At 45.9% G+C, this 20,772-nt stretch carries 25 protein-coding genes; 14 read left to right on the forward strand and 11 right to left on the reverse strand.

Translation table 11 applies throughout. The features are described 5' to 3' along the window. Positions 1 to 40: 40 nt before the first annotated feature. The 5 genes from Q4592_RS15070 to Q4592_RS15090 all read right to left on the reverse strand — a co-directional run bounded on the left by Q4592_RS15070 (position 41) and on the right by Q4592_RS15090 (position 3,911). Entirely contained in the window at positions 41 to 412 is a 372-nt protein-coding gene (locus Q4592_RS15070) for a hypothetical protein (protein ID WP_303514600.1), read from the reverse strand. A 135-nt stretch (positions 413 to 547) separates the two neighbouring features. Next, the gene (locus Q4592_RS15075; protein ID WP_303514602.1) at positions 548 to 1,126 is read right to left on the reverse strand and encodes a type I DNA topoisomerase; all 579 of its coding nucleotides are present in this window, start codon (positions 1,124 to 1,126) and stop codon (positions 548 to 550) included. Between the two features lie 128 nt (positions 1,127 to 1,254). Beyond that, positions 1,255 to 1,728 (reverse strand): DUF494 family protein, encoded by a 474-nt coding sequence (locus tag Q4592_RS15080; RefSeq protein WP_137672447.1) that lies wholly within the window; start codon positions 1,726 to 1,728, stop codon positions 1,255 to 1,257. A gap of 2 nt (positions 1,729 to 1,730) precedes the next feature. Next, positions 1,731 to 2,834, reverse strand: coding sequence for a DNA-processing protein DprA (dprA, locus tag Q4592_RS15085; RefSeq protein ID WP_303514606.1), 1,104 nt, complete (start codon positions 2,832 to 2,834; stop codon positions 1,731 to 1,733). After that, the gene (locus tag Q4592_RS15090) at positions 2,835 to 3,911 is read right to left on the reverse strand and encodes a LysM peptidoglycan-binding domain-containing protein (RefSeq protein ID WP_303514607.1); all 1,077 of its coding nucleotides are present in this window, start codon (positions 3,909 to 3,911) and stop codon (positions 2,835 to 2,837) included. Between the two features lie 101 nt (positions 3,912 to 4,012). Between Q4592_RS15090 and def the strand changes: the two genes are divergently transcribed. The 5 genes from def (at position 4,013) to Q4592_RS15115 (ending at position 9,726) form a co-directional block, all read left to right on the forward strand. Then, entirely contained in the window at positions 4,013 to 4,513 is a 501-nt protein-coding gene (gene def, locus Q4592_RS15095; protein WP_137672450.1) for a peptide deformylase, read from the forward strand. A 26-nt stretch (positions 4,514 to 4,539) separates the two neighbouring features. Next, positions 4,540 to 5,496 (forward strand): methionyl-tRNA formyltransferase, encoded by a 957-nt coding sequence (gene fmt / locus Q4592_RS15100; protein ID WP_303514609.1) that lies wholly within the window; start codon positions 4,540 to 4,542, stop codon positions 5,494 to 5,496. Next, positions 5,489 to 6,811 carry a 16S rRNA (cytosine(967)-C(5))-methyltransferase RsmB gene (gene rsmB / locus Q4592_RS15105; protein ID WP_303514611.1) on the forward strand — a complete coding sequence of 441 codons (1,323 nt, stop codon included), beginning with the start codon at positions 5,489 to 5,491 and terminating at the stop codon, positions 6,809 to 6,811. The genes fmt and rsmB overlap by 8 nt, the downstream gene beginning before the upstream one ends. Positions 6,812 to 6,879: 68 nt before the next feature. After that, on the forward strand, positions 6,880 to 8,256 hold the full coding sequence (gene trkA / locus Q4592_RS15110) for a Trk system potassium transporter TrkA (protein WP_137672453.1): 1,377 nt from the start codon (positions 6,880 to 6,882) through the stop codon (positions 8,254 to 8,256). A 15-nt stretch (positions 8,257 to 8,271) separates the two neighbouring features. Further along, positions 8,272 to 9,726: a TrkH family potassium uptake protein gene (locus Q4592_RS15115; protein ID WP_137672611.1), complete on the forward strand. Its 1,455-nt coding sequence runs from the start codon at positions 8,272 to 8,274 to the stop codon at positions 9,724 to 9,726. Here Q4592_RS15115 and Q4592_RS15120 read toward each other — a convergent pair. Next, positions 9,723 to 9,953 carry a hypothetical protein gene (locus tag Q4592_RS15120; RefSeq protein WP_137672454.1) on the reverse strand — a complete coding sequence of 77 codons (231 nt, stop codon included), beginning with the start codon at positions 9,951 to 9,953 and terminating at the stop codon, positions 9,723 to 9,725. The genes Q4592_RS15115 and Q4592_RS15120 overlap by 4 nt on opposite strands. Before the next feature lie 13 nt (positions 9,954 to 9,966). Then, positions 9,967 to 10,356 carry a SirB2 family protein gene (locus Q4592_RS15125; RefSeq protein WP_303514615.1) on the reverse strand — a complete coding sequence of 130 codons (390 nt, stop codon included), beginning with the start codon at positions 10,354 to 10,356 and terminating at the stop codon, positions 9,967 to 9,969. 281 nt (positions 10,357 to 10,637) lie between these two features. Here Q4592_RS15125 and Q4592_RS15130 point away from each other — a divergent pair, with 281 nt between their 5' ends. The 3 genes from Q4592_RS15130 (at position 10,638) to Q4592_RS15140 (ending at position 11,673) form a co-directional block, all read left to right on the forward strand. Beyond that, positions 10,638 to 10,781, forward strand: a complete 144-nt coding sequence (locus Q4592_RS15130; protein ID WP_174235929.1) for a hypothetical protein — start codon at positions 10,638 to 10,640, stop codon at positions 10,779 to 10,781. A 260-nt stretch (positions 10,782 to 11,041) separates the two neighbouring features. Then, the gene (locus Q4592_RS15135; protein WP_137672456.1) at positions 11,042 to 11,353 is read left to right on the forward strand and encodes a DUF1820 family protein; all 312 of its coding nucleotides are present in this window, start codon (positions 11,042 to 11,044) and stop codon (positions 11,351 to 11,353) included. Next, the gene (locus tag Q4592_RS15140; protein ID WP_303514618.1) at positions 11,350 to 11,673 is read left to right on the forward strand and encodes a hypothetical protein; all 324 of its coding nucleotides are present in this window, start codon (positions 11,350 to 11,352) and stop codon (positions 11,671 to 11,673) included. Before Q4592_RS15135 ends, Q4592_RS15140 begins: the two co-directional genes overlap by 4 nt. Here the strand turns inward: Q4592_RS15140 and Q4592_RS15145 are convergent. From Q4592_RS15145 to Q4592_RS15155, 3 genes are read right to left on the reverse strand one after another with little or no spacing between them, the layout of a single operon-like run. Continuing rightward, entirely contained in the window at positions 11,670 to 11,996 is a 327-nt protein-coding gene (locus tag Q4592_RS15145) for a YdbL family protein (RefSeq protein ID WP_303514619.1), read from the reverse strand. The two genes, Q4592_RS15140 and Q4592_RS15145, sit on opposite strands and share 4 nt — an antisense overlap. Before the next feature lie 6 nt (positions 11,997 to 12,002). After that, positions 12,003 to 12,158, reverse strand: coding sequence for a YnbE family lipoprotein (locus tag Q4592_RS15150; RefSeq protein ID WP_174235933.1), 156 nt, complete (start codon positions 12,156 to 12,158; stop codon positions 12,003 to 12,005). A 2-nt stretch (positions 12,159 to 12,160) separates the two neighbouring features. Further along, on the reverse strand, positions 12,161 to 13,873 hold the full coding sequence (locus tag Q4592_RS15155) for a YdbH domain-containing protein (protein ID WP_303514622.1): 1,713 nt from the start codon (positions 13,871 to 13,873) through the stop codon (positions 12,161 to 12,163). A 296-nt stretch (positions 13,874 to 14,169) separates the two neighbouring features. Here Q4592_RS15155 and Q4592_RS15160 point away from each other — a divergent pair, with 296 nt between their 5' ends. Beyond that, the gene (locus Q4592_RS15160; protein WP_303514624.1) at positions 14,170 to 14,538 is read left to right on the forward strand and encodes a DUF2500 domain-containing protein; all 369 of its coding nucleotides are present in this window, start codon (positions 14,170 to 14,172) and stop codon (positions 14,536 to 14,538) included. Here Q4592_RS15160 and Q4592_RS15165 read toward each other — a convergent pair. Next, a complete protein-coding gene (locus tag Q4592_RS15165) occupies positions 14,485 to 15,405 on the reverse strand; it encodes a DMT family transporter (RefSeq protein ID WP_303514626.1) in 921 nt (306 codons plus the stop codon). The two genes, Q4592_RS15160 and Q4592_RS15165, sit on opposite strands and share 54 nt — an antisense overlap. A gap of 136 nt (positions 15,406 to 15,541) precedes the next feature. Here Q4592_RS15165 and Q4592_RS15170 point away from each other — a divergent pair, with 136 nt between their 5' ends. From Q4592_RS15170 to Q4592_RS15190, 5 genes are all read left to right on the forward strand, one after another. Next, the gene (locus tag Q4592_RS15170; RefSeq protein ID WP_137672462.1) at positions 15,542 to 15,997 is read left to right on the forward strand and encodes a DUF2214 family protein; all 456 of its coding nucleotides are present in this window, start codon (positions 15,542 to 15,544) and stop codon (positions 15,995 to 15,997) included. Positions 15,998 to 16,118: 121 nt separating this feature from the next. Beyond that, complete coding sequence (locus Q4592_RS15175) at positions 16,119 to 17,120, forward strand: alpha/beta fold hydrolase (RefSeq protein ID WP_303514630.1); 1,002 nt, start codon at positions 16,119 to 16,121, stop codon at positions 17,118 to 17,120. Between the two features lie 36 nt (positions 17,121 to 17,156). Then, on the forward strand, positions 17,157 to 17,951 hold the full coding sequence (locus tag Q4592_RS15180) for a Cof-type HAD-IIB family hydrolase (RefSeq protein WP_303514631.1): 795 nt from the start codon (positions 17,157 to 17,159) through the stop codon (positions 17,949 to 17,951). 22 nt (positions 17,952 to 17,973) lie between these two features. Then, positions 17,974 to 19,503 carry a copper resistance protein NlpE N-terminal domain-containing protein gene (locus Q4592_RS15185; RefSeq protein WP_303514634.1) on the forward strand — a complete coding sequence of 510 codons (1,530 nt, stop codon included), beginning with the start codon at positions 17,974 to 17,976 and terminating at the stop codon, positions 19,501 to 19,503. 67 nt (positions 19,504 to 19,570) lie between these two features. Beyond that, positions 19,571 to 20,758, forward strand: coding sequence for an NAD(P)/FAD-dependent oxidoreductase (locus Q4592_RS15190; protein WP_303514636.1), 1,188 nt, complete (start codon positions 19,571 to 19,573; stop codon positions 20,756 to 20,758). The last annotated feature ends 14 nt before the right edge of the window (positions 20,759 to 20,772 follow it).

The following is a 20,772-nucleotide window of genomic DNA, read 5'->3' on the forward strand; positions in this document are numbered from 1 at the left end:
ATAAGCGAATAGAAAAAAACATAAGAGACTTTGCCACCACTTAGGCTACGATTGAGGCTTGCCCTACCGTAAAGCCATTTTCAGCTAAAAACTCAAAACCTTCTGCTGCTGAAGAAAAATTGCGATTAATATGATCTTCTGGCTGCTGCCCTATCATCCTTTGCAGTTGATAGTCTTTTAAAGTGTTTTTTTTGTAGATACGTACCGAATGAGTCATATTTCGCATTATCGCCCATTGCAGCATCTCATGGATTAATGGTTCAACTTCTGGGACGGCCAAGGTCCAGTCATCAAAGTAAACGAAGTGAGCCCAGTTGTCATGGCACAAGCCATTAGCGTAGGCTTTATAGTCCTTAATAAATGCCTCAGCAGTCTTCACGTCCCAAGAGCCAATAATACTAATAATCATCACTTGTTGGTCTGTTCGTAAAGTATAAAAGTTATCTATTATCACTTTAGTTTTGCTACCTGCTCAATCGAAGCTTCTTCGATTATAGGCAACTTATCTCTATTAAGAGCTATTTCCTAAAGTTCAGAACACTAAAACTTATAACTCAACTAGAGGCGCGCTTTTGTAAGAACAAGATTTTTGCGGGCACACTTCCCGCTTTCCTGCTGCAGTTTTCTTCAGTACTAATAACTTCCAACCACAATCAGGGCAAGGCTTAGCGATGGGCTGATCATTTACTGCATATGAACATTTAGGATAGGCGTTACAGGCATAAAAGGTTTTACCAAAACGTGATTGGCGAGAAGCAAGCTTACCTTTGTTGCAAGAGGGGCAAGTAATCTCGGGGGCGCTTTCTGCTTGCGGTTGTGCTGACTCAATGTGCTGACAACTTGGAAACGCGCTACAACCAATAAACATGCCGTAACGCCCTTGGCGTAGCATCAGCTCCTCACCACATTTAGGGCATTCAGTTCCAGGCAGTACTTTCTCTAGCGAATGATCTTGTTGGTGCAATGCTCGGCTGTAGTCACAACTTGGATATTGGCTACACCCTAAGAAGGGGCCCGATTTGCTATTGCGATGTTGCAGCTCGCCACCACATTTGGGGCAAACATCGTATTCTTTTTCTAAGGCGTGCTCGTGTGCGGAAAATAATTTAGGATCAATCTTAGACATGCTTACACCTCGTTGAACTTTGCTAAGCATAACAAAATAGCGCCAATAGGCTATTGATTCGACGCAAGCAAAGCTCTATCGAGATGATAAGTTGGCGTAACACCGCTTGGCAGCGGTGTACTTAAGCCTTAATGCAGTGGACCATCACCCAGATCGAATAATAGTTCTTCCATTTGTTGATAAGCCGATTCACTACCTGGAACATTAAACAGCACCATTAAAATGATCCATTTTAAGTCTTCCAGTTCAAGTTCTGGCCCATCTAGCTCCATCACTCGGTCAATTACCATTTCACGGGTTTCTGCATTGAGTACTTTCATTTGTTCAAGGAACAACAAAAAGCCTCGGCAAGACACGTCTAATTTGGCAATTTCAGGTGTGGTATACACCCTTAATGAGGGAATCTCAGAAGGATTTAAATAAGGCTGCTTGTCGCTATCTTGCAGGGCAGCAAGTTGCTCCAACCAATCTAATGCCTTATAGATTTCTTCTTTATGAAACCCTGCGCGACTGAGCTCTTCTGTGAGCTCATCGTGATCCATCAACAGCTCTACATCACTATGAATGTAAGTTTCGAATAGATACATGAGGATATCAAACATAGTTAGTTCCTCCTCAGCTTGACGTAACCACCTGGCACAACGGCCACAACACCCAATATCTCAAGCTCAGTTAACTGAGCGAGAACAGCATCAACAGGTTGTTGAGTGCTTAAGACGAGTTCATCAATTGACGTCGTCTCATAAGATACGTTATCCAACAATTGACGATAAGGCAAATCTTGTTCCTGCATATTTTGCTCCACCGCGGGTAAAGCCAAGGGACTTTGACCGCCAAATCCGCCTAGCTCTTCCATTATATCGACCGGAGAAGTGACCAATTTAGCGCCTTGCTGAATCAAATGGTGGCAGCCTGCGTGTAAAGGGTCGTCTATTGAACCCGGTACTGCGAACACATCGCGGCCCTGCTCCGCCGCATAATTAGCGGTTAACAGCGAACCACTCGGCAAGCCAGCTTGCACCACCAACACGGCTTGACTTAAGCCGCTAATAATTCGATTACGACGAGGGAAGTGATTCGCTTTAGCCGCTGTACCAGGCCAAAACTCGCTCACTATAGCGCCTTGCTGCACAATCTCGTGCGCTAGCTGCTGGTGTCGCTTCGGGTAAACCCTGTCTAGTCCTGTAGCCACCACGGCAATGGTAGCGTCTGGCCTAGCCAACAGCGCGCCTTTATGTGCGGCAGCATCAATGCCTAAGGCCATGCCACTGGTAATAGTTAATCCTTGCTGAGCCAACTGCTGGGCGAAATCTTTTGCATGATTAAGCCCCGATAAACCTGCATGACGGCTTCCCACCATTGCCAATTGAGGTTTAGCTAAGAGCGCTGGATTACCACGCACAAACAGTAAAAGCGGTGGGCGCTGAATATTGCGTAAACACTCTGGGTATAAGGCATCAAAGCAGCCTATAAGGTGGCAATCGCTTTGTTCTAACCACGCTAGCGCTAGGTTAATACGAGCTTGATTGGGTTGACGAAGGGCAGAAATTTGTTGCGGGCTAAATTGCCAAGCCTGTAACTGTGTTTCATCAGCACTGAGCAGTTGGTCAATGGAGCAATGAGATAAAGCCGCTTGCAGGCGCTGTACCGAAAACCTAGGCACACCTGCAAGCAGTAGATATTGAACTACCGATAAACTCGGTAGCAACTATAGGTTCTCCACCAAATAGTTAGGACGAAGAATCACTTTGCTATCAGTAATAATGGCATAGCTTAGTTTTTCATAAGACTTAAATACCATCAGCTCGCCGACTTTTTCGTTAGGTAAGCTAACGCGTTGCTCGTCGTTATTAAACATGCGGTCAAAATGGTTGGCCGTATCTTCATAAGATTTACGCTTAACTTTATCAATCATCACCTTACCCGGCTGAGCCACGGCAAACATATCGCCCGGCGCCACGTTGTCACGAGTCCCTTTGTTAATAATCACTACGTCGTAGCGACTCATTACAGAGGTATCGGTTGCCGCAGAGATAATATAACCACTCTCTTCTATCTGCTTGTTGTTAGGAACAAAGTAAGCAGGTAGGCGATCTTGGTCAGGCAGCTCCAACATGATGTCGCCTTGGTTAATCTCTTTTAGTACTTGAGTGACCTTAAACTGAGTAATGTTGTCTTCATGTTTGCGTTCAGATACACCAATACCGATAAAGGTAAGAATCTGGCCTAACTCTTCTTTGGTTTCCGGATCGCGGTATTTGTTACCAACACGGTAAATACCGTAATACTGCCCAGGCTTGGTTTCTCCACGCGCATACATGGCACGACCAATAGCAATACGCGATTGCGCATCATTGTCGCCTAGTACGTAAGGAGCGCCTTTCAAGGTATCTTCATCAACAATATGGTCATGTGTCAAAAAGGCACTAATTGAAGCCAGTGGTACCGTTGGAATCGGAGGAGCTTTTTCTTCGATACGCGCTTTTGGCGTAACTTTAACAATGCGTTTGCGCACTAAACGTGGCTCGCCATTTTCATATACCAGTGATAAACGATCACCAGGATAGATTAAATGTGGGTTTTCTACCTGCGGGTTAAATTGCCATAAACGTGGCCACAACCAAGGAGAGTGTAGATACAAAGCAGAAATATCCCACAAAGTATCACCTTTTTTTACAACGTAAACTTCGGGAAAATCCTCCTTTAATTTTAAAGTGTCAGCAATTGCGCCTCCAACTAACAACAACAAAGAGGCCCAAAGCCAAACTAATTTTTTCCCTTTCATAGTGTCTCCCAGCGACATCCCTATATCCAAAGCTGTTTTTTAGTCACATAAATGACTAGAATTACCACCAATCTACCAAAACCTAATTAAAGACAGAAGCTATGGCTGTACTCGAAGTATTGTGTTTTCCAGACGAGCGTTTGCGTACTATAGCGCAACCCGTTAATAATATTGATGATAATCTTAGAACTATAATCGAAAACATGTTTGAAACCATGTATCTAGAGGAAGGAGTTGGCCTAGCTGCGACACAGGTCAACATTCATCAGCAAATTGTTGTAATCGACGTCTCTGAGGAGCGAGATCAACGACTTGCGCTAATAAACCCAGAAATTATTGAAGCCGACGGCGACGCGCTTAACGAAGAGGGATGTTTGTCTGTTCCTGAGTATCGCGCGCAAGTGCCTAGAGCCGAAAAAATCAAAGTTAAATCTTTGGATGTCGACGGCAATGAGCAAATTTTTGAAGCGGAAGGTTTACTGGCTATTTGTGTGCAGCACGAACTCGACCACCTAAAAGGTAAGTTGTTTATCGATTACTTGTCGCCGCTTAAACGCCAGCGGGTAAAAACCAAGCTAGAAAAACTTGCTCGCCGCAAGTAAGCCTTAACCAATTTGTGGAAAACAGCATGACGCCATTGCGGATCATCTTTGCTGGCACGCCTGATTTTGCAGCGCGCCACCTTTCAGCCCTTATCAATAGTCAACATCAAGTGATTGCGGCTTACACGCAGCCCGATCGTCCAGCAGGCCGAGGCAAGAAGCTGCAAGCCAGCCCGGTTAAGCAACTCGCCGAGCAACACAATATTGAAGTATTCCAACCAGAAAACTTCAAAAGTGAAGACGCTCAGCAGCAATTGGCAGCGCTTAACGCCGATTTAATGGTGGTAGTGGCTTATGGCTTATTGTTACCGCAAGTCATCCTTGATACGCCCCGTTTGGGATGCATCAACGTACACGGCTCGTTACTGCCACGCTGGCGCGGGGCTGCGCCAATCCAGCGCGCAATTTGGGCTGGCGATAGCCACTCAGGTGTCACCATTATGCAAATGGACATTGGCTTAGATACTGGCGACATGTTGCTATTAGAGCAAATAGAGATAGCGAGCGATGAAACCAGCGCCTCACTGTACGATAGGCTCGCTGAAGTAGGTCCACAATCTCTCATTAAAGCTGTAGATGGCATCGCCAAAGGCGAACTGACTGCAACACCACAAGATGATGCAGATGCTAACTACGCTAAAAAGCTGAGCAAAGCTGAAGCCTGTATTGATTGGCAACAAGATGCTGAATTTATCGAACGTTGCATTCGAGCATTTAATCCATGGCCTGTGAGTTATTTCACCCTAGCTGAACAGAACATCAAAGTATGGCAAGCCAGTGTAGTAGCCGATGCGAGCCATCAGGTGCCGGGTACGATTATTAGCGCCAATAAACACGGCATTACCGTAGCCACCGGCAAAGACGCCTTGCGTTTAGAACAGATCCAACTCCCAGGTAAAAAAGCGCTCTCTGCAGCTGACGTATTAAATTCGCGCAAAGAGTGGTTTGAAGTAGGTACTCAATTGGAGAGTGCAAATGGCTGAACAGCCACAAGTAAAACAAATTAATGCCCGTGCCGCTGCGGCTAACATTTTATTTCAAGTGGTTGACCAAGGTCAGTCACTGAGTCAAATGTTGCCACGCGTACTGCCTCAAGTAGTCGCTCGTGATCATGCCTTAGTGAAAGAGCTATGTTTTGGCGTATTACGTTGGTTGCCGCGCTTTGAATCGGTGCTGCAGCAGCTCATGGACAAGCCCTTAAAAGGCAAAATTCGCAATGGCCATTTCTTATTAATGGTGGGTTTATACCAACTGTTTTATATGCGCGTGCCTGCCCATGCAGCGGTATCAGAAACTGTATCTGCTACCGGCCAACTAAAGCTGCATAGTTTAAAAAAACTGGTGAATGGTGTATTGCGCAATGCAGAACGTCAACGTGAGCAGTTAGAGCCACAACTTACCGCCAACGACAGCTTACAATATTGCCACCCAAGCTGGATAAGCAAACGACTAAAAGCTGCTTACCCTGAGCGTTGGCAAGACATTTTAGAGGCTAATAATCAGCACGCGCCAATGTGGATTAGGGTAAATGCCCTGCAAGGTGAGCGTGATAATTACCAAAAGCAACTCAACGAGTTAGAAATAGCCAGCCAATCCTCTGATTTAGCTAAACAAGCATTATGTTTAGAAAAAGCGCAAGCCGTATTCAAATTGCCTAACTTTGCTGAAGGTGCCTCCTCAGTTCAAGATGGCGCTGCGCAAATGGCCGCCAGCCTGCTAGACGCACAAGCCGGTGAAAGAGTGCTTGATGCCTGCGCAGCTCCCGGAGGAAAGACTTGCCATATTCTAGAGCTACAACCCGAGTTAAGCGAATTGGTGGCAGTAGATACTGAGCAAACGCGCCTCAATAGAGTTACCGAAAACCTAGAGCGAATTGGCTTAAAGGCCACTTTGCATTGCGCCGATGCCAGTAAGCCTGAAGAGTGGAACAAACAGCCTTTCGATCGCATTTTATTAGACGCACCCTGTTCGGCCACAGGGGTTATTCGCCGCCACCCAGATATTAAGTGGTTGCGCCGAGAAGCCGATATCGCCGAGCTAGTGAAACTACAAAAAGAGATTTTGCAGGCACTGTGGCACGAACTGAAACCCGGCGGCATCATGTTGTACGCCACTTGTTCGGTATTGCCCGATGAAAATAGCCAGCAAATTGCCGCCTTTTTGCAACAAACTGAGGATGCTGAGTTAATTCCAATTAACCCTGATGAAACAGCCGAACAACCCGGTTGGCAACTTTTACCCGGCGACAATAACATGGATGGTTTTTATTATGCGCGTTTGCGTAAAAGCCTCAGTTAAGCTTGCCTTTACCCTTTACAACGGTAACACTAAAAAATAGCAATAAACGCTTAAGGTATTGTTAGCAAATGAAAATCATTATTCTTGGAGCGGGCCAAGTAGGCGGCACGCTAGCGGAAAACTTAGTGGGTGAGAAATCAGACATTACCCTGGTAGACACCAATCAAGACCGCCTTCGTGAGCTGCAAGATAAGTTTGATTTACAGGTAGTATTTGGCCATGCCGCCCACCCTAGCGTGTTGCGCGAAGCAGGGGCTCACGATGCTGACATGTTAGTGGCAGTCACCAACAGTGACGAAACCAACATGGCAGCCTGCCAAATAGCGTATACCCTGTTCAATACCCCAAACAAAGTCGCACGGATCCGTTCAGAAGAATTACTCGCGGAGAAAGACGCGCTATTCTGCAACGAAGCGGTACCGCTGGATCATCTCATTGCCCCTGAACAGCTGGTAACCGACTACATCAGCCGCTTAATTGACTACCCCGGCGCTTTGCAAGTGATGCAATTTGCTCGTGGCCGGGTGGGTTTAGTGGCGATTAAAGCCTATTACGGCGGCCCGTTAGTGGGTAATGCCTTATCGGTATTGCGTGACCACATGCCCGATATCGAAACCCGTGTGGCGGCTATTTTTCGTCAAGGTCGAGCCATTCGCCCTCAGGGCACTACGGTGATTGAAGCCGATGATGAAGTGTTTTTTGTTGCCGCCAGTGACCACATTCGTAAGGTGATGGCCGAGCTGCAGAAGCTTGAGAAGCCCTATCGCCGTTTAATGATTGTAGGCGGGGGAAATATTGGTGCAGCGCTCGCGAAGCGCCTAGAAAGCCAATACAGCGTTAAACTGATTGAACGAAACCAACGCCGCGCCGAACAACTGGCTGAAATGCTCAACAATACTATTGTGTTTTGTGGTGACGCTTCAGACCAAGAGTTACTGAGCGAAGAAAACATTGAGCAAGTTGACGTATTTATTGCGGTAACCAACGACGATGAAGCCAATATTATGTCGGCCATGCTCGCTAAGCGCATGGGCGCTAAAAAGGTAATGGTACTGATTCAACGAGGCGCTTATGTTGAATTAGTGCAAGGCGGCACCATCGACATCGCCATTTCTCCGCAGCAAGCCACCATCTCAGCGCTACTCACTCATGTACGTCGCGCCGATATCGTTAACGTGTATTCGCTACGACGCGGCGCAGCAGAAGCGATTGAAGCGATTGCCCATGGCGATAGCAACACGTCGAAAGTGGTCGGTCGCAGCGTAGGCGAGCTAAAACTTCCTCCAGGCACCACCATTGGCGCGGTAATGCGGGGGAACGAAGTCATTATTGCCCACGACCATACCGTTATTGAACAAGACGACCACGTGGTGATGTTTTTAGTGGATAAGAAGTTTATCCCTGAAGTAGAACGTTTATTCCAACCAAGCCCATTCTTCCTGTAGGCTAAATTTCACATGATGATTACCCCCGATCTTCGGCCCATCATGTTTGTTACAGGCATTGTGCTGTCTAAACTCAGCCTACTCATGTTAGCCCCGCTTGCTTTAGGCATGGCTTACGACGAATCCGGTTACGTTGAATTCTTTTACACCATCATAGTGACCCAAACCGTGGCCTTTGCTCTGATTCGCTGGGGGAAAAAGCCATCTTTTAAACTGTCAGTTCGTGGCATGTTTCTGCTTACCACTACCGTATGGCTAGTGGCCTGTGTATTTGGGGCATTGCCGCTGTATCGTATCGATCACATCAGCTTTACCGACGCTTTTTTTGAAACCATGTCGGGCCTCACCACCACGGGCTCAACGGTACTGGCAGGTTTGGATGAGATGCCCAAAAGCGCGCTACTATGGCGCTCTATGCTGCAATGGTTAGGCGGTATCGGCTTTATTGTTTTAAGCGTAGCCATTTTGCCATTTTTAAATGTTGGCGGTATGCGTTTATTCCAAACTGAATCTTCCGATTGGTCTGACAAAAATACCCCTAAAACCAAAAATGTGGCCAGCAATATTCTTAAAGTTTATCTGCTGTTATCGATGCTATGCGCGTTGGCTTACCACTTAACCGGCATGGATTGGTTTGAAGCCATTAACCATGCCATGACCACCATATCCACCGGCGGCTACTCCACTTCAGACGAATCAATGGCGCACTTTAGCAATGCCAGCCACTGGGTGGGCAGCGCCTTTATGTTATTAGGTGGTTTGCCATTTCTACTATTGGTGCAAACACTTCGCCATAAAGATATACACTATATTTGGCGCGACGCGCAGGTAAGAGGCTTTATCATCCTAATCGCAGTAGTGGGCGGAATGATGAGCTTATGGCTGTGGTTACATGGCACATTTTCGCTGCTGGATGCATTGCGCATCAGTATCTTTAATATTATCTCTATTGTCACGACCACTGGCTATGGCTTAACTGATTTTAGTCATTGGGGTAACTTTACGACCGTACTGTTTATCTTTTTGATGCTGGTGGGAGCGTGTTCTGGTTCAACCTCTGGCGGGATTAAGATTTTCCGTTTTCAGCTGGCCAGCGGTTTATTCTCACGCCAGTTAAAGCAGCTGGTTCACCCTAATGGTATATACCCTCATCGCTACAACGGCCGATTAGTTAGCGAGCAACATGTACGCTCACTGGTAGCGTTTATTTTCGCCTTTTTCTTCACCTTAATTCTGCTCGCCAGTGGCTTAGCCTTGCTGGGTTTAGACCCCATTACTGCGCTGTCTGGCGCAATGACCGCTTTAGCCAATGTAGGGCCAGGATTAGGAAGAGTGATCGGCCCCGACCATAACTTCCATTTGCTGCCTGATTCGGCCAAATGGTTGTTGTCATTGGGGATGTTATTAGGCCGCTTAGAAGTGCTCACAGTATTGGTGCTATTTTTACCTGCTTACTGGCGCTATCGTTAAGCTTGGCGACGACCTCGCAAGAGATAAGGGTTCGCCCACCACCAAATCCCTAGGTAGACAAAGTACAGCCCAATAATAATCATTTTGTGCTGATTACTGCCGGTATCCACTGTTTCAAAATCAACGCCAGCGATACGGCAATACAACAAGGTAATCACTACAATGCTGTAGATGGTGGAAAAGCGCCACAAAGTGAGTAATAAAGAACGCAGCGCCCCAAGTAACATAAATCAGCCCAGCCTATGCAAACATGCCAAGAGGCGAGCGGCTAAACGCCACGGCCAATAATTGAGCAAATACCGCTATTGCCGCTAAACCCGCCACTAAACGTACCAACTGATTTGGCGCGCGCTTAAGAGCAAATATACCCAGCACAATATATACCACCAACAACACTACTTTTGCGCTCAGCCAATCTTGAGCAATAGGATATTGCTGCAACATAACACACAATAAAATAGCAGCTGCCAACAAGCAGGTATCAATGATGTGTGGGGTGATTTTCAGCCATTTCTTATTAAGCATAGGTGATTTGAGAAGCGCTAAAATCCAACGAAAAATAAAGCCGAGAATACTGAGCATAGCCAAGGTCATATGCAGGTGTTTTACCATTGGGTAGTACTCGAGCATTTCATATCCTTATTTTAGTAAACAATTATCACAGCGCTCAGTGTATTAACTTGGCTTTAATACCACAAACTTTTTTCATCAGTAACAATTCAATAACTAAAGCTAGGTGCCTGATTATAAAAACAATAACTGGGCATACCTCACATTAACCTTTCCGTTTTGCCGATTTCGCCACCAATTCATCACAAATAACGTGATCTAGCTCTCTTGGGCGATCTGCTAAACTATGGGAGAGTGTTGCTACTTTATTATCTTTTCATTAACAAATGCCGGAGTCGGTCATGTCAGAAGCGCCAAATATGCTACCTGCCATCGATATTTTGATGTGCCACACTGGGGCCTCATTTTTAGATGCCTGCCAAGAATTGGGTGTAGACCCAAATGAAATGTCCGAGTTTGATCCAATAGATTCAGAAGATAAATAAAAAATCGGCAGCCTAGGCTGCCGATTTTGTTTAAGCCTCTACTAACAAGCCTCATTTTTTAACCCTAATAACAAAAAACATAAACCCATAAAGCCCACCGAAAACAAATAGTTAAATCGCTTTGTAAAGATTGTGAATTTGCAGCGGCAGCGCTAGCTTTCGGCTTGTGATTGTAGTTACAATTGATATCTTTAATGCCTATTTATAGGTAGATTTATAAAGCATCAAAGCTGTTAACTTATCACCCAGCGAGTAACGGAATGTCGCAGTTATACCGAGTAAGCTTTATTAGTAATGGAAAAACCTACGAGTTGTACGCTAGGCAGGTTAATCAAGGCACTCTGATGGGTTTTGTTGAACTTGCAGATTTTGTGTTTGATGCGCGCGCTCAACTGATCGTTGACCCTGCGGTAGAGAAGTTGAAAACAGAATTTTCTGGAGTGTCGAAAACATTTGTGCCTATGCACAATATACTGCGCATTGATGAAGTAGATAAACTAGGGCTTGCCAAAATTCATGAAGATGCCACCATTACCCCCTTCCCCTCAAATCTGTATACCCCTAAACAATGAGCAACGATTCAATCATTGATTGGTTTAAACTAAAAGCCCAATTTGGTCACCAAGACCTACTAAAACATTGGCTGACAGATTTTATCGCCGGTAGCGATCAAGAATTAGCACAACTTCAACTAGCAGTCAGTAATCAGCAATGTCCTGACGGATTGTTATTGCAGTTGCAAGGTATGGCGGCGCTAGTGGCTAGCCCAAGTTTACATCGCTGCGTTCAACAATTGAAACACAGCGAACAACTAACAGTCGATTTAGAGAGTACTTTGCGTTGCTATCAGCAGCTAGTGAGCGAAATCACTCACTACCTACATCAACACTAAGGTTTTTTCAGCCAATCGCCCGACGGTGATTGCACATAAGCGCCACTACTACTGCGCTCAATGGCTTTTTTACCTGCCAAGGTTGCCACCTGTTGCTCTGTTAAGCCGTTCTCTTTAGCTATCTGCTTGTATTTAGCCAAGCGCTTTTGGTTAATACTCTCCACCAAGCTTTTCACTTCACCGCTATGGCTTACTACACCTAATAAACCGTTGCTTTGCTCACCTACCCAGCCTTTGGTTTTGGCGTCATCTAAATCGATTGCCGCTACAGAAAAGCTTAAGCTCAACAGTAAGGCTAATATCCAGCTATTCCATTTCATCATGCTCTCCTAAAACAGTCCGCTATCGTCACTAAATAAATCATCAAGTTGCTTATCTACACGCACTCGAATCTCATGATCAATTTTTACATTGAGGTTAACCGTAATCGGTTTATCTACCGCCACTTCAACCTTAGGAGTACAGGCCGCAAGGCCGAGTACCATAGTTAAGGTGATGGCGCTGCTAACGAAGATGTGTCGTCTATCCATTGCTGCAGTTGTCCTGACAGTTGTTCGCCAATACGTAAACTACGTAATAGCTGATAAATGTTTTCTTGGTGGCCGTAATTTAAGGTTACCAAGCGCGGGCTGACTTGTTGATTACGCCCAATAAGCTTTACCTGCATATCCAGTTGCCCATCTTCGGCAAAATCTACCTCGGCTGCAAGTGTTTCATAATCAAAGTCTTCTAATAAGCTTAACGCAAAATCAAGAGAAGCATGCTGCGCCTTAACCGCCACTAAGGATTGATGAGTTAGCGAAATATGACCGCTCGGTTCTACTACCGCCAGCTCACCATCAGTAATCGCGATGCCTTGCTCACCAAAGCGCATCGGTAAACGACCCGATACCGAGCCATGCATACTTAAACCCAGCTCAGGATACAGCTTAACTAACTGCTCTAACTGAATTTTCTCTATTTGCAGTAAGGCTGTATTTGGTAACGCTAAAGGCACTTCTTCAAGCTGAGCTTGCCCACCTAATACATTGAAAGAAATATCCTGCAATAGCAGGCTTTGCCATTGAGTTATCGGCGAAAACATAGGTTGCTGCCAGTGCAGGGCAAGCTCTGATAGAGGAATACCAATATCCCATTGTGCCAGCGAAAGCTTACCTTGATGCTGCCAGCCCTGCTGAGGTTGATAGCTAAACGCACTGGTTATGCTGGCATCATCAAAACGTAACTCGCCCCACAGTGCATTGATTGTCGTGGCATCAATGCTCCCTGTTAGCTGCTGCGATTGCCAAGTAAAATCCACGGTAGCGGCAGCGGATAACAAATTTGCAGGCTCAGGCAAATCAATAAAGGCTTGTTGCAGGGGAAGAAGGTTTTCGCTGCTTAAGCGACCTTTAACAGCCAGTTCAGGGCTTAGTTGCCAGCTGCCAGAGCCTTCGGCTTGCCAATCATCAACACTCACCCGCCAAGAGTCGTTGGTTAATTGCCAGTTTGCCGCAGGTAAATTTATGTCGGCAATACTTAAGGGCGAACTTGCTAACCTTAAGTGCCAATTGTTCCATTGGCTTAGCTTGGCGGTAAAAGAAGCATCGATCTCTGGCAAGTTAAGCGCGCCTTTAAGTTTCAGCTCCTGTCCCACTAAACCACTTAACGAAAAATCGAGATTATGTAGTCGCGAATCAACTAACCAACGTTGTTGGCTAAACGTGGCTAAACGCGCTAAAAGCGTATTGCCTAACATGCCGCTCAAAGAGATATGGCTGCTTTTAGGCAGTATCAGTAAACTAAACTGGCTGGTCGAATTGGGGCCTTGCTCTTGATAGTTAAGCTGCCATTGCTGACCTTGCTGTTTTAACCCAAGCTTGCCCTGAGTAATTAACTGCTGGTGAGCGCTAAGCTGCAAGTTTTTCACTTCAACCTGGCTAGCACTCAATGCTTGAGGAAGCGCCAACAATTGATCAAACATTTGCTGGCTGGCAGCCTGTAACATTGGTGGGGAAATAGTCTCAGAGCTAGCGTCTGGCTCGGTATCTAGCAAGCAAGACACATCTAGGTGTACGCTCTCTATACTCACAGATAGTGGGATGGCAGTAATACTCAACCCTTCGGTATGCACAGCCGGGCATCCGCCCCACTCACCTTGAGCCATCGCAGCAAGCAGCTGAGTATTCGCCGAACACACGCTACTAAAAACACACGCCATAAAAACGCATATATTCAAGCTAAGAGTTTGAATAAAACAAGGGCTCTTCAAGGCTGAATGACGGGCCTTTCCACGCAAGCGATTACTTCCATTTTGGCTTAAGGGTATGTTTGAATACTAAGCGTTTTTACCTTGAATAACGAGCAAACAACTTGCTCAATAATTATTTGAGCTTGACGAATCAGCTAAAAGCGACAAAAACTTAAGGCTATTAATCGGTTTAATTAGCCGCCGCATTCTTTGTCTTATCAAGGAGCTACATATATGGGTGTAACAGCAACGCGAGGAACACGTTAATGCCATGGTGGTGGTTTTTGGTCATGACCATCATCATCGGCATGGTGGTTTTTCAACTATGGCGTAACGTGCAGCAGCGCCGCTGGGATTCGCAACAACCCTTACACAGTTTGTGGGTAACAGTGTCTAAACGTGATGAAATTCCGATAACCCGTCCCGGTAAAGAAAATGAAGATTTACACACTCGCTACCGCTATTTTCTTGAATTCACCCCCCTTGAGGGAGGTGAATCGCGCCGCTTTCAAGTTAAGCGTAAGCAGTTTGATCAGCTCACCCAAGATCTTGAAGGCGAACTCACTATTCAAGGTAGCCGTTTAGTGAGCTTTGAAGCGGGCCAAGCGAGCGCGCAAGATAGCGAAGGGCAATAAGGCCACCAGCAGACCCGCGGCTATAAACATCGCTCCCAATGCATGGTAGGCCGCTAACTGTTCGCCCAAAAAACTCACACTAAGCACCGCGCCAAATAACGGCATTAAGTGAATATATTGACCGGCAAGATTAGCCCCAACAATTTTTACTCCGTAGTTCCAGGCTAAATAAGCCAGTAAAGAAGGGAAAATGGCGACATAGGCCAAGGCAGCCATAGCATCAGAACTGAGGTCAAACGCGGCTTGTGGCAGGTTTAGCCAATAGAATGGGCTAAGCACTAACGAGCCTACCACTAAGGTACAACCTAGGAATGCTGCACCACCTAGATCGGCGGGCTTAAAACGCAAACCTATTGAATACAGTGCCCATACTAACGATGACAACACGATCCATGCGTCACCTTGATTAATGCTTAGGCTGGCGAGTTGCTGCCATTGGCCTTTTACCAACAAGGCCAATACCCCAACAAACGACAAACCTATCCCCAACAATTGCCGAGCAGAAATTTTTTGTTTTAGCGCTATCCAGCTCACCAGCAGAATGAATATGGGAATCATTGAATTAATAATGAGGGCGTTGGTAGCTGTAGTGCTTTGCAAACCGATATACACGCAAGAGTTGAAACCTGCCACACCCAAACACGCTAAGGTGCTAATACGCAGCCAATTAGCTTTAATTACTGCTCGCTGGCGCCACATACTGGAATACAACAAAGGCATGGCAATCAACATTGCTAAGGTCCAGCGCCAGTAAGATAAAGACATCGCCGGCACTTGGTCTGAAATATAACGGCCTGTAACAAAATTTCCGGCCCAGAATAGCGGCGGTAAAACCAGTAAACCATAGGCCAACAGCTTTCCTTTCATGAAACCTTCCTTTCCCACTCTAGACCTCAAGCACTTAGGGCTGTTAGGGTATAGCATCAGCCGGTGATTTGCAGTACTATCCGCCATCGCGCTGATAGCGTTTTCTACTACAACATTAATTCATGGATAACGATCAATGAGTCTACTCGAGGCTATTAATGCAGGATTGCATGTAACAGCAATTATTTTGCTGGCTGGTGCGCTGTACTCTGAAGCCTTTCTGTTTCGCCGTGGAATGAACGAAGACGACGTTAAAAAGCTGTTATTAGCCGATGCTACCCACGCATTTTCTACCGTGCTGATTTTTATTACTGGCGCGCTAAGATTATTTATTTTCCATAGCACCAGCCAAACTTACCTAGACAATCCATTTTTTGCCTTAAAAATGCTGCTATTTTTTGTGGTAGTGCTGTTATCTCTTTACCCTTCATCTACCTTTTACCGTTGGCGCCGAGCCTTAAAGCAAGGTAAACCTTCAATGATTAGCTACCGCCAACACTCGTCGGTCATTTGGCTAATTCGTTTAGAACTAGGGGTGTTATTGTTAATCCCAATGTTGGTAACGTTAGCGCGTGCAGGGTTTGGTAACTAAACACCGTTTTACCTCTTAAACGAGCAATTAAGATCTAAAGTTACCTTTAGGCTGTTTTTGTTGTCGAGCCTGTTGTATAGATAAGCACAGCGAACAACACTTAGCGTTTGAGGTTTACGATATGCCTACTCCATCTTTCCGGCTCAGCCAAGAGCATGAGCTCGACACGGTGTATCCAGAGAAGATTGCTCCCTATTGGCAAAAGCATGCTCAGCCAGCCAGCTTTACTGGGGTGAATGGCTTAAATATTCACTATGTAAAAGTCACTGCAGAGACACCAAACCAGCAGGCAATAGTAGTATCTCCCGGGCGTACCGAAGCCTACCTAAAATACGATGAACTGGCCTACGACTTGGCTCAGCAAGGCTATGATGTATTTATTGTCGACCACCGTGGCCAAGGGCTATCAGACAGAGAGTCGGCTCGCCAACAACCTGGTGATGTGGCGCAGTTTCAATATTATGTAGACGACCTGGCTCAGCTTATTGAACAACAGGTGCTTAGCCAAACCTACTCACACCGTTTTATATTGGCCCACTCTATGGGTGGCGCGATTGCCGCCCATTACTTACAGCAGCACCCCGGTATATTTAACGCGGCGGCGCTATCTGCGCCTATGTTTGGTATAAACCTAGGATTAGTGCCCAAATTTATTGCCACCTCTCTTGCTGCAACATTGAGTCGATTAGAGCACTCATTACAACGCGGTCCTTATTATGCGGTAGGCCAATCTAACTACAAACACTGTGGTTTTAACAACAATCATCTTACCCACAGTGAAGCGCGTTTTAAGCAAATGCAGCAGGTTTATCTTAACTACCCACAAATACAACTTGGCGGCCCAACAAACCGTTGGCTTCACCAAAGCTTTACCGCTATGCAGCAGATAATAGAACACGCCAAGAGCATTAATCTTCCACTATTATTACTACAAGCTGAGCAGGATTCTATAGTTACCGCAGCTGCCCAACGGGCCTTTTTTAAGGCGATGACCAGCTCGAATGAACAGGGGCAATTTAAGATTATCGCCGGTTCACGACACGAGATACTGTTTGAGCGCGATACTCTTCGTAACCCAGCGTTAAACAACATTCTCGCGTTTTTTGCTCAGCATTCTAACTAGCTGTAACCCGCTTTAGTGGTTTACCAAGGAGCTAATATGTATCAACTTATCGCTACTGATTTAGATGGCACGCTGTTAAACGGCGAACATCAAATATCTGAACATACAATGCAAACGGTTACCCGCTTGTACCAGCAAAACGTGAAGTTTTTAATTGCTACTGGCCGCCATTATATTGATGTAAGACCGATCGCCGATCAATTTGATTTCCCCATGTATTTAATCACCTCAAACGGTGCACGAGTGCATAACAAACAAGGCGAAGTGCTGTATCGAGCCGATTTAAACTCTGAGCAAATCCAAGGCATTTTAGATATTTCAGCTAAGTATCCACTACACCGAAATATTTACCATGAAGACAATTGGTACGTTGAACAAGAAAACGAATATGTGCGCTCGTTTAACCAACACTCCGGCTTCAATTATCAGGTCACGCATTTTGAAGATTTAGAGCATCAGCATATCTGTAAGCTATTTTTTGTTGCCGACCATGAAATATTGCTTGAGCTGGAAAAAGAACTGGTGGCGAAGTTTGGCGATGCACTAAACATCACCTTTTCCCTTACCGATTGCCTTGAAGTAATGACCGCTAAAGCTAACAAGGGCGAGGCCCTAAATGCAGTGTTACAACAAAAATCTATCTCTGCTGAAAATTGCATTGCCTTTGGCGATGGCTTAAATGATAAGGAAATGCTGGCTTTGGTAGGAAAAGGTGTGATCATGGCCAACGCGCATGACCGTTTAAAGTTGACTTTACCTCATTTAGAACAAACACTTAGCAACAAAGAAAATGGAGTCGCTGAGTTTCTTATCGGCACTTTCAAGTTGTAGCGGTATTTAAAAGGGAAAGGTAATGAGGTTTGTTAAGGTACTTGGCATTGCAGCAGTAAGTTGTATCAGTTTATTTGCGTGTTCTCAAACGCCACCTCCCGCCCCACCCAAAAAGGTTGAGCCAGTTAAAGTAGCGGTTAAACTCAACCCCGCCACTCAGCTTACCGGCCAACTTCAGCTCAACAAACAAGGGGCTATATTTACCCCCTGCCAAGGCAGTAGCCAGTACTGGGTAGAGTTTTCTTCAGCAGACAAACAACTGCTAGAACGCTTTGCCGACAACAGCCAACTACACGTAGAAATGATGGGCCGCTTCGATAACGTAAGCAAGCAAGCCCCGCAGGCTGACTATATTGCTAAAATTGTTCCTGAAAGCTGGCAGTACCTAGCGTCTGAAGGCCCAGGTTGCGAGTTTAGTGTTTCCGAGCTTAGCGCTTGGGGTAACGAACCTAGCTGGCGAATAGATGTAGAAGAAAACAAAATTCTGCTCAGCACGATGTCTGGCGCAGCCAACCAAGCAATTACTCGCAGTGGTATAGATAAAGGCGTTCATTTTTGGCAAGCCGGTGCTGACCTTTACCTTAGCGTAACCAAGCAGCAGTGCATGGATACCATGGCCGACAGCGTGTATCCCTATACCGCAGAGCTCACCTACAAGGGTAAAGTATACCAAGGTTGTGCCCGCCGCCCCTTCAAGCAGCATGTAGACTTACTCGCCGGTTATTATCAAGTAAAACTGCCTACTGCTTCGGGATCTGGCCGAGTGGTGGATTTAACCCTAAATGGTGATTTTAGCGCCCAGCTACAAAACACCTATTTAGAACAAGACAAAAGCTTTGTTGAAAAAGGTTATTGGTACCCACTAAACCAAACTAGCCTGGCATTTACCGTTAGCCAAAGCCGTAATCAGCAAGTTAAAAGCGATATGATTTTTGATTGGGACGGACGTCTACTGCGTTTACGCAACCCAGAGTCTCAGCAACAAGGCAGCGCTGGCCTTAACATGATGAAAATGAACGGCCCAGCCATGGCGCATAACAGTAAAACTAAAAAGACTTACCATCAACGCAGCTTTGAGCCTGCCACCTTAAAGGCCAGCAGCGAATACGACCCTGAGGTAGAGGCGGCATTAAAGCAGTACTTCAAATTGCATCGCACCGAGCTAAATGGCACCAAGTACCAATGGTGGAAGTTTGATTTAAACGGCGATGGTAAAGACGAAATTATTAGCTACGTAGACTGGTGTGGTAGCGGCGGTTGTAGTTTATTGGTATTTGAAGCCAAAGATAACAATCACCGTTTCTTAAGCAAAACAACGTTAGTACATACGCCGTTCTTTCTGGCCACATCAAGCAATGCCCGCTGGCAAGATTTATTAATACAAGTATCGGGCGGCGGCGCCACACCAGGGCTGCGTTTATTACGCTTTGACGGCCTAAGTTACCCGCTAAACCCTAGCGTTCAACCAGAGGCTCCTTCGCCAGCCCCTGTAAGCGGTATTACCTTTCAAGCTGAAGCCTTCAGCTCTGGCGCAGGGCGAGCGCTTAACTAGCCACAGACATTGCTAGCTCAATCTCAGCGCTAGCGTTACAATGCCCCTGATTTTTCAGGGGCAAGTTATGACACAGCAATTCGACGTAATCATTATTGGCGCAGGCGCCGCAGGTTTAATGTGTGCTGCTACTGCAGGCTATCGCGGCCGTTCGGTATTAGTCATTGATAATGCTAAAAAAGCTGGTCGAAAAATTCTGATTAGTGGCGGTGGCCGTTGTAATTTTACCAATCAACACGTAGCGCCAGACAACTTCCTGTGTGAAAACCCTCATTTCGTTAAATCGGCATTAGCCCGCTACCCTTCTAGCAACTTTATAGAATTAGTAGAACGCCATGGCATTGAATACCACGAGCGAGACCACGGCCAACTATTCTGCAATGACAACGCGAAAGAGATTGTAGACATGCTGCTTACCGAGTGTGATTGGGCAGGTGTAACCATCAGCCTACGCAGCGAAATTAAGTACATTAAACAGTTAGCAGAACAACAGTTTGAAGTAAGCGCTGGCGGTCAAACTTACCAAAGTAACGCCTTAGTGATTGCTACGGGCGGCTTGTCTATGCCCAAATTAGGCGCTACGCCTTTTGGCTATAAAGTGGCTGAACAATTTAGCTTAAAAGTGCTCCCTACTCGCGCAGGTTTAGTGCCATTTACTTGGCATACCGAGCAGAAAGAACGCTTTGAAGCACTCTCGGGTATTGCTGTTCCTAGCTGTATAACCGCTGCCAACGGCAAGCAATTTAGCGAAGCCCTATTGTTCACTCATCGTGGCCTCTCTGGCCCCGCTATTTTGCAAATATCTAACTATTGGCAACCCGGCGAAGCCATTGGCATTGATTTGCTCCCTAAGCAAAATGCCGCAGCACTGCTAGAACAAGTATTGCTACAGCACCCCAAACAAAGCCTTAAAAACACTCTAAGCCAATGGTTACCCAAACGTTTAGTAGAAGCCCTGTTTGAAGAAGCCATACTAGCCAAAGCACTAAACCAACTCGGCCACGGCGAACGCGACAACATTGCCGCTAAACTCAACAATTGGCAAATCACCATGAACGGCACCGAAGGCTATCGCACAGCCGAAGTAACATTGGGTGGTGTAGATACCAACGAACTTAGCTCTAAAACTATGGAAGCAAACAAGGTAAAAGGTTTGTACTTCATAGGCGAAGTAATGGACGTAAGTGGTTGGTTAGGCGGGTTTAATTTTCAGTGGGCGTGGGCCAGTGGTGTTGCTTGTGGGTTGGATTGTTGATTTTATTGAAAGCA

It is taken from the genome of Agarivorans sp. 1_MG-2023 (assembly GCF_030548385.1).
Lineage (GTDB): Bacteria > Pseudomonadota > Gammaproteobacteria > Enterobacterales > Celerinatantimonadaceae > Agarivorans.

Coding starts and splice junctions, on each gene's coding strand:
- Q4592_RS15075 (WP_303514602.1), bottom strand. CDS start 1,126: ATGTCTAAGATTGATCCTAAATTATTTTCCGCACACGAGCACGCCTTA.
- Q4592_RS15080 (WP_137672447.1), bottom strand. CDS start 1,728: ATGTTTGATATCCTCATGTATCTATTCGAAACTTACATTCATAGTGAT.
- Q4592_RS15090 (WP_303514607.1), bottom strand. CDS start 3,911: ATGAAAGGGAAAAAATTAGTTTGGCTTTGGGCCTCTTTGTTGTTGTTA.
- def (WP_137672450.1), top strand. CDS start 4,013: ATGGCTGTACTCGAAGTATTGTGTTTTCCAGACGAGCGTTTGCGTACT.
- fmt (WP_303514609.1), top strand. CDS start 4,540: ATGACGCCATTGCGGATCATCTTTGCTGGCACGCCTGATTTTGCAGCG.
- rsmB (WP_303514611.1), top strand. CDS start 5,489: ATGGCTGAACAGCCACAAGTAAAACAAATTAATGCCCGTGCCGCTGCG.
- trkA (WP_137672453.1), top strand. CDS start 6,880: ATGAAAATCATTATTCTTGGAGCGGGCCAAGTAGGCGGCACGCTAGCG.
- Q4592_RS15115 (WP_137672611.1), top strand. CDS start 8,272: ATGATTACCCCCGATCTTCGGCCCATCATGTTTGTTACAGGCATTGTG.
- Q4592_RS15120 (WP_137672454.1), bottom strand. CDS start 9,953: ATGTTACTTGGGGCGCTGCGTTCTTTATTACTCACTTTGTGGCGCTTT.
- Q4592_RS15125 (WP_303514615.1), bottom strand. CDS start 10,356: ATGCTCGAGTACTACCCAATGGTAAAACACCTGCATATGACCTTGGCT.
- Q4592_RS15130 (WP_174235929.1), top strand. CDS start 10,638: ATGTCAGAAGCGCCAAATATGCTACCTGCCATCGATATTTTGATGTGC.
- Q4592_RS15135 (WP_137672456.1), top strand. CDS start 11,042: ATGTCGCAGTTATACCGAGTAAGCTTTATTAGTAATGGAAAAACCTAC.
- Q4592_RS15140 (WP_303514618.1), top strand. CDS start 11,350: ATGAGCAACGATTCAATCATTGATTGGTTTAAACTAAAAGCCCAATTT.
- Q4592_RS15145 (WP_303514619.1), bottom strand. CDS start 11,996: ATGATGAAATGGAATAGCTGGATATTAGCCTTACTGTTGAGCTTAAGC.
- Q4592_RS15150 (WP_174235933.1), bottom strand. CDS start 12,158: ATGGTACTCGGCCTTGCGGCCTGTACTCCTAAGGTTGAAGTGGCGGTA.
- Q4592_RS15155 (WP_303514622.1), bottom strand. CDS start 13,873: ATGGCGTGTGTTTTTAGTAGCGTGTGTTCGGCGAATACTCAGCTGCTT.
- Q4592_RS15160 (WP_303514624.1), top strand. CDS start 14,170: ATGCCATGGTGGTGGTTTTTGGTCATGACCATCATCATCGGCATGGTG.
- Q4592_RS15165 (WP_303514626.1), bottom strand. CDS start 15,405: ATGAAAGGAAAGCTGTTGGCCTATGGTTTACTGGTTTTACCGCCGCTA.
- Q4592_RS15170 (WP_137672462.1), top strand. CDS start 15,542: ATGAGTCTACTCGAGGCTATTAATGCAGGATTGCATGTAACAGCAATT.
- Q4592_RS15175 (WP_303514630.1), top strand. CDS start 16,119: ATGCCTACTCCATCTTTCCGGCTCAGCCAAGAGCATGAGCTCGACACG.
- Q4592_RS15180 (WP_303514631.1), top strand. CDS start 17,157: ATGTATCAACTTATCGCTACTGATTTAGATGGCACGCTGTTAAACGGC.
- Q4592_RS15185 (WP_303514634.1), top strand. CDS start 17,974: ATGAGGTTTGTTAAGGTACTTGGCATTGCAGCAGTAAGTTGTATCAGT.
- Q4592_RS15190 (WP_303514636.1), top strand. CDS start 19,571: ATGACACAGCAATTCGACGTAATCATTATTGGCGCAGGCGCCGCAGGT.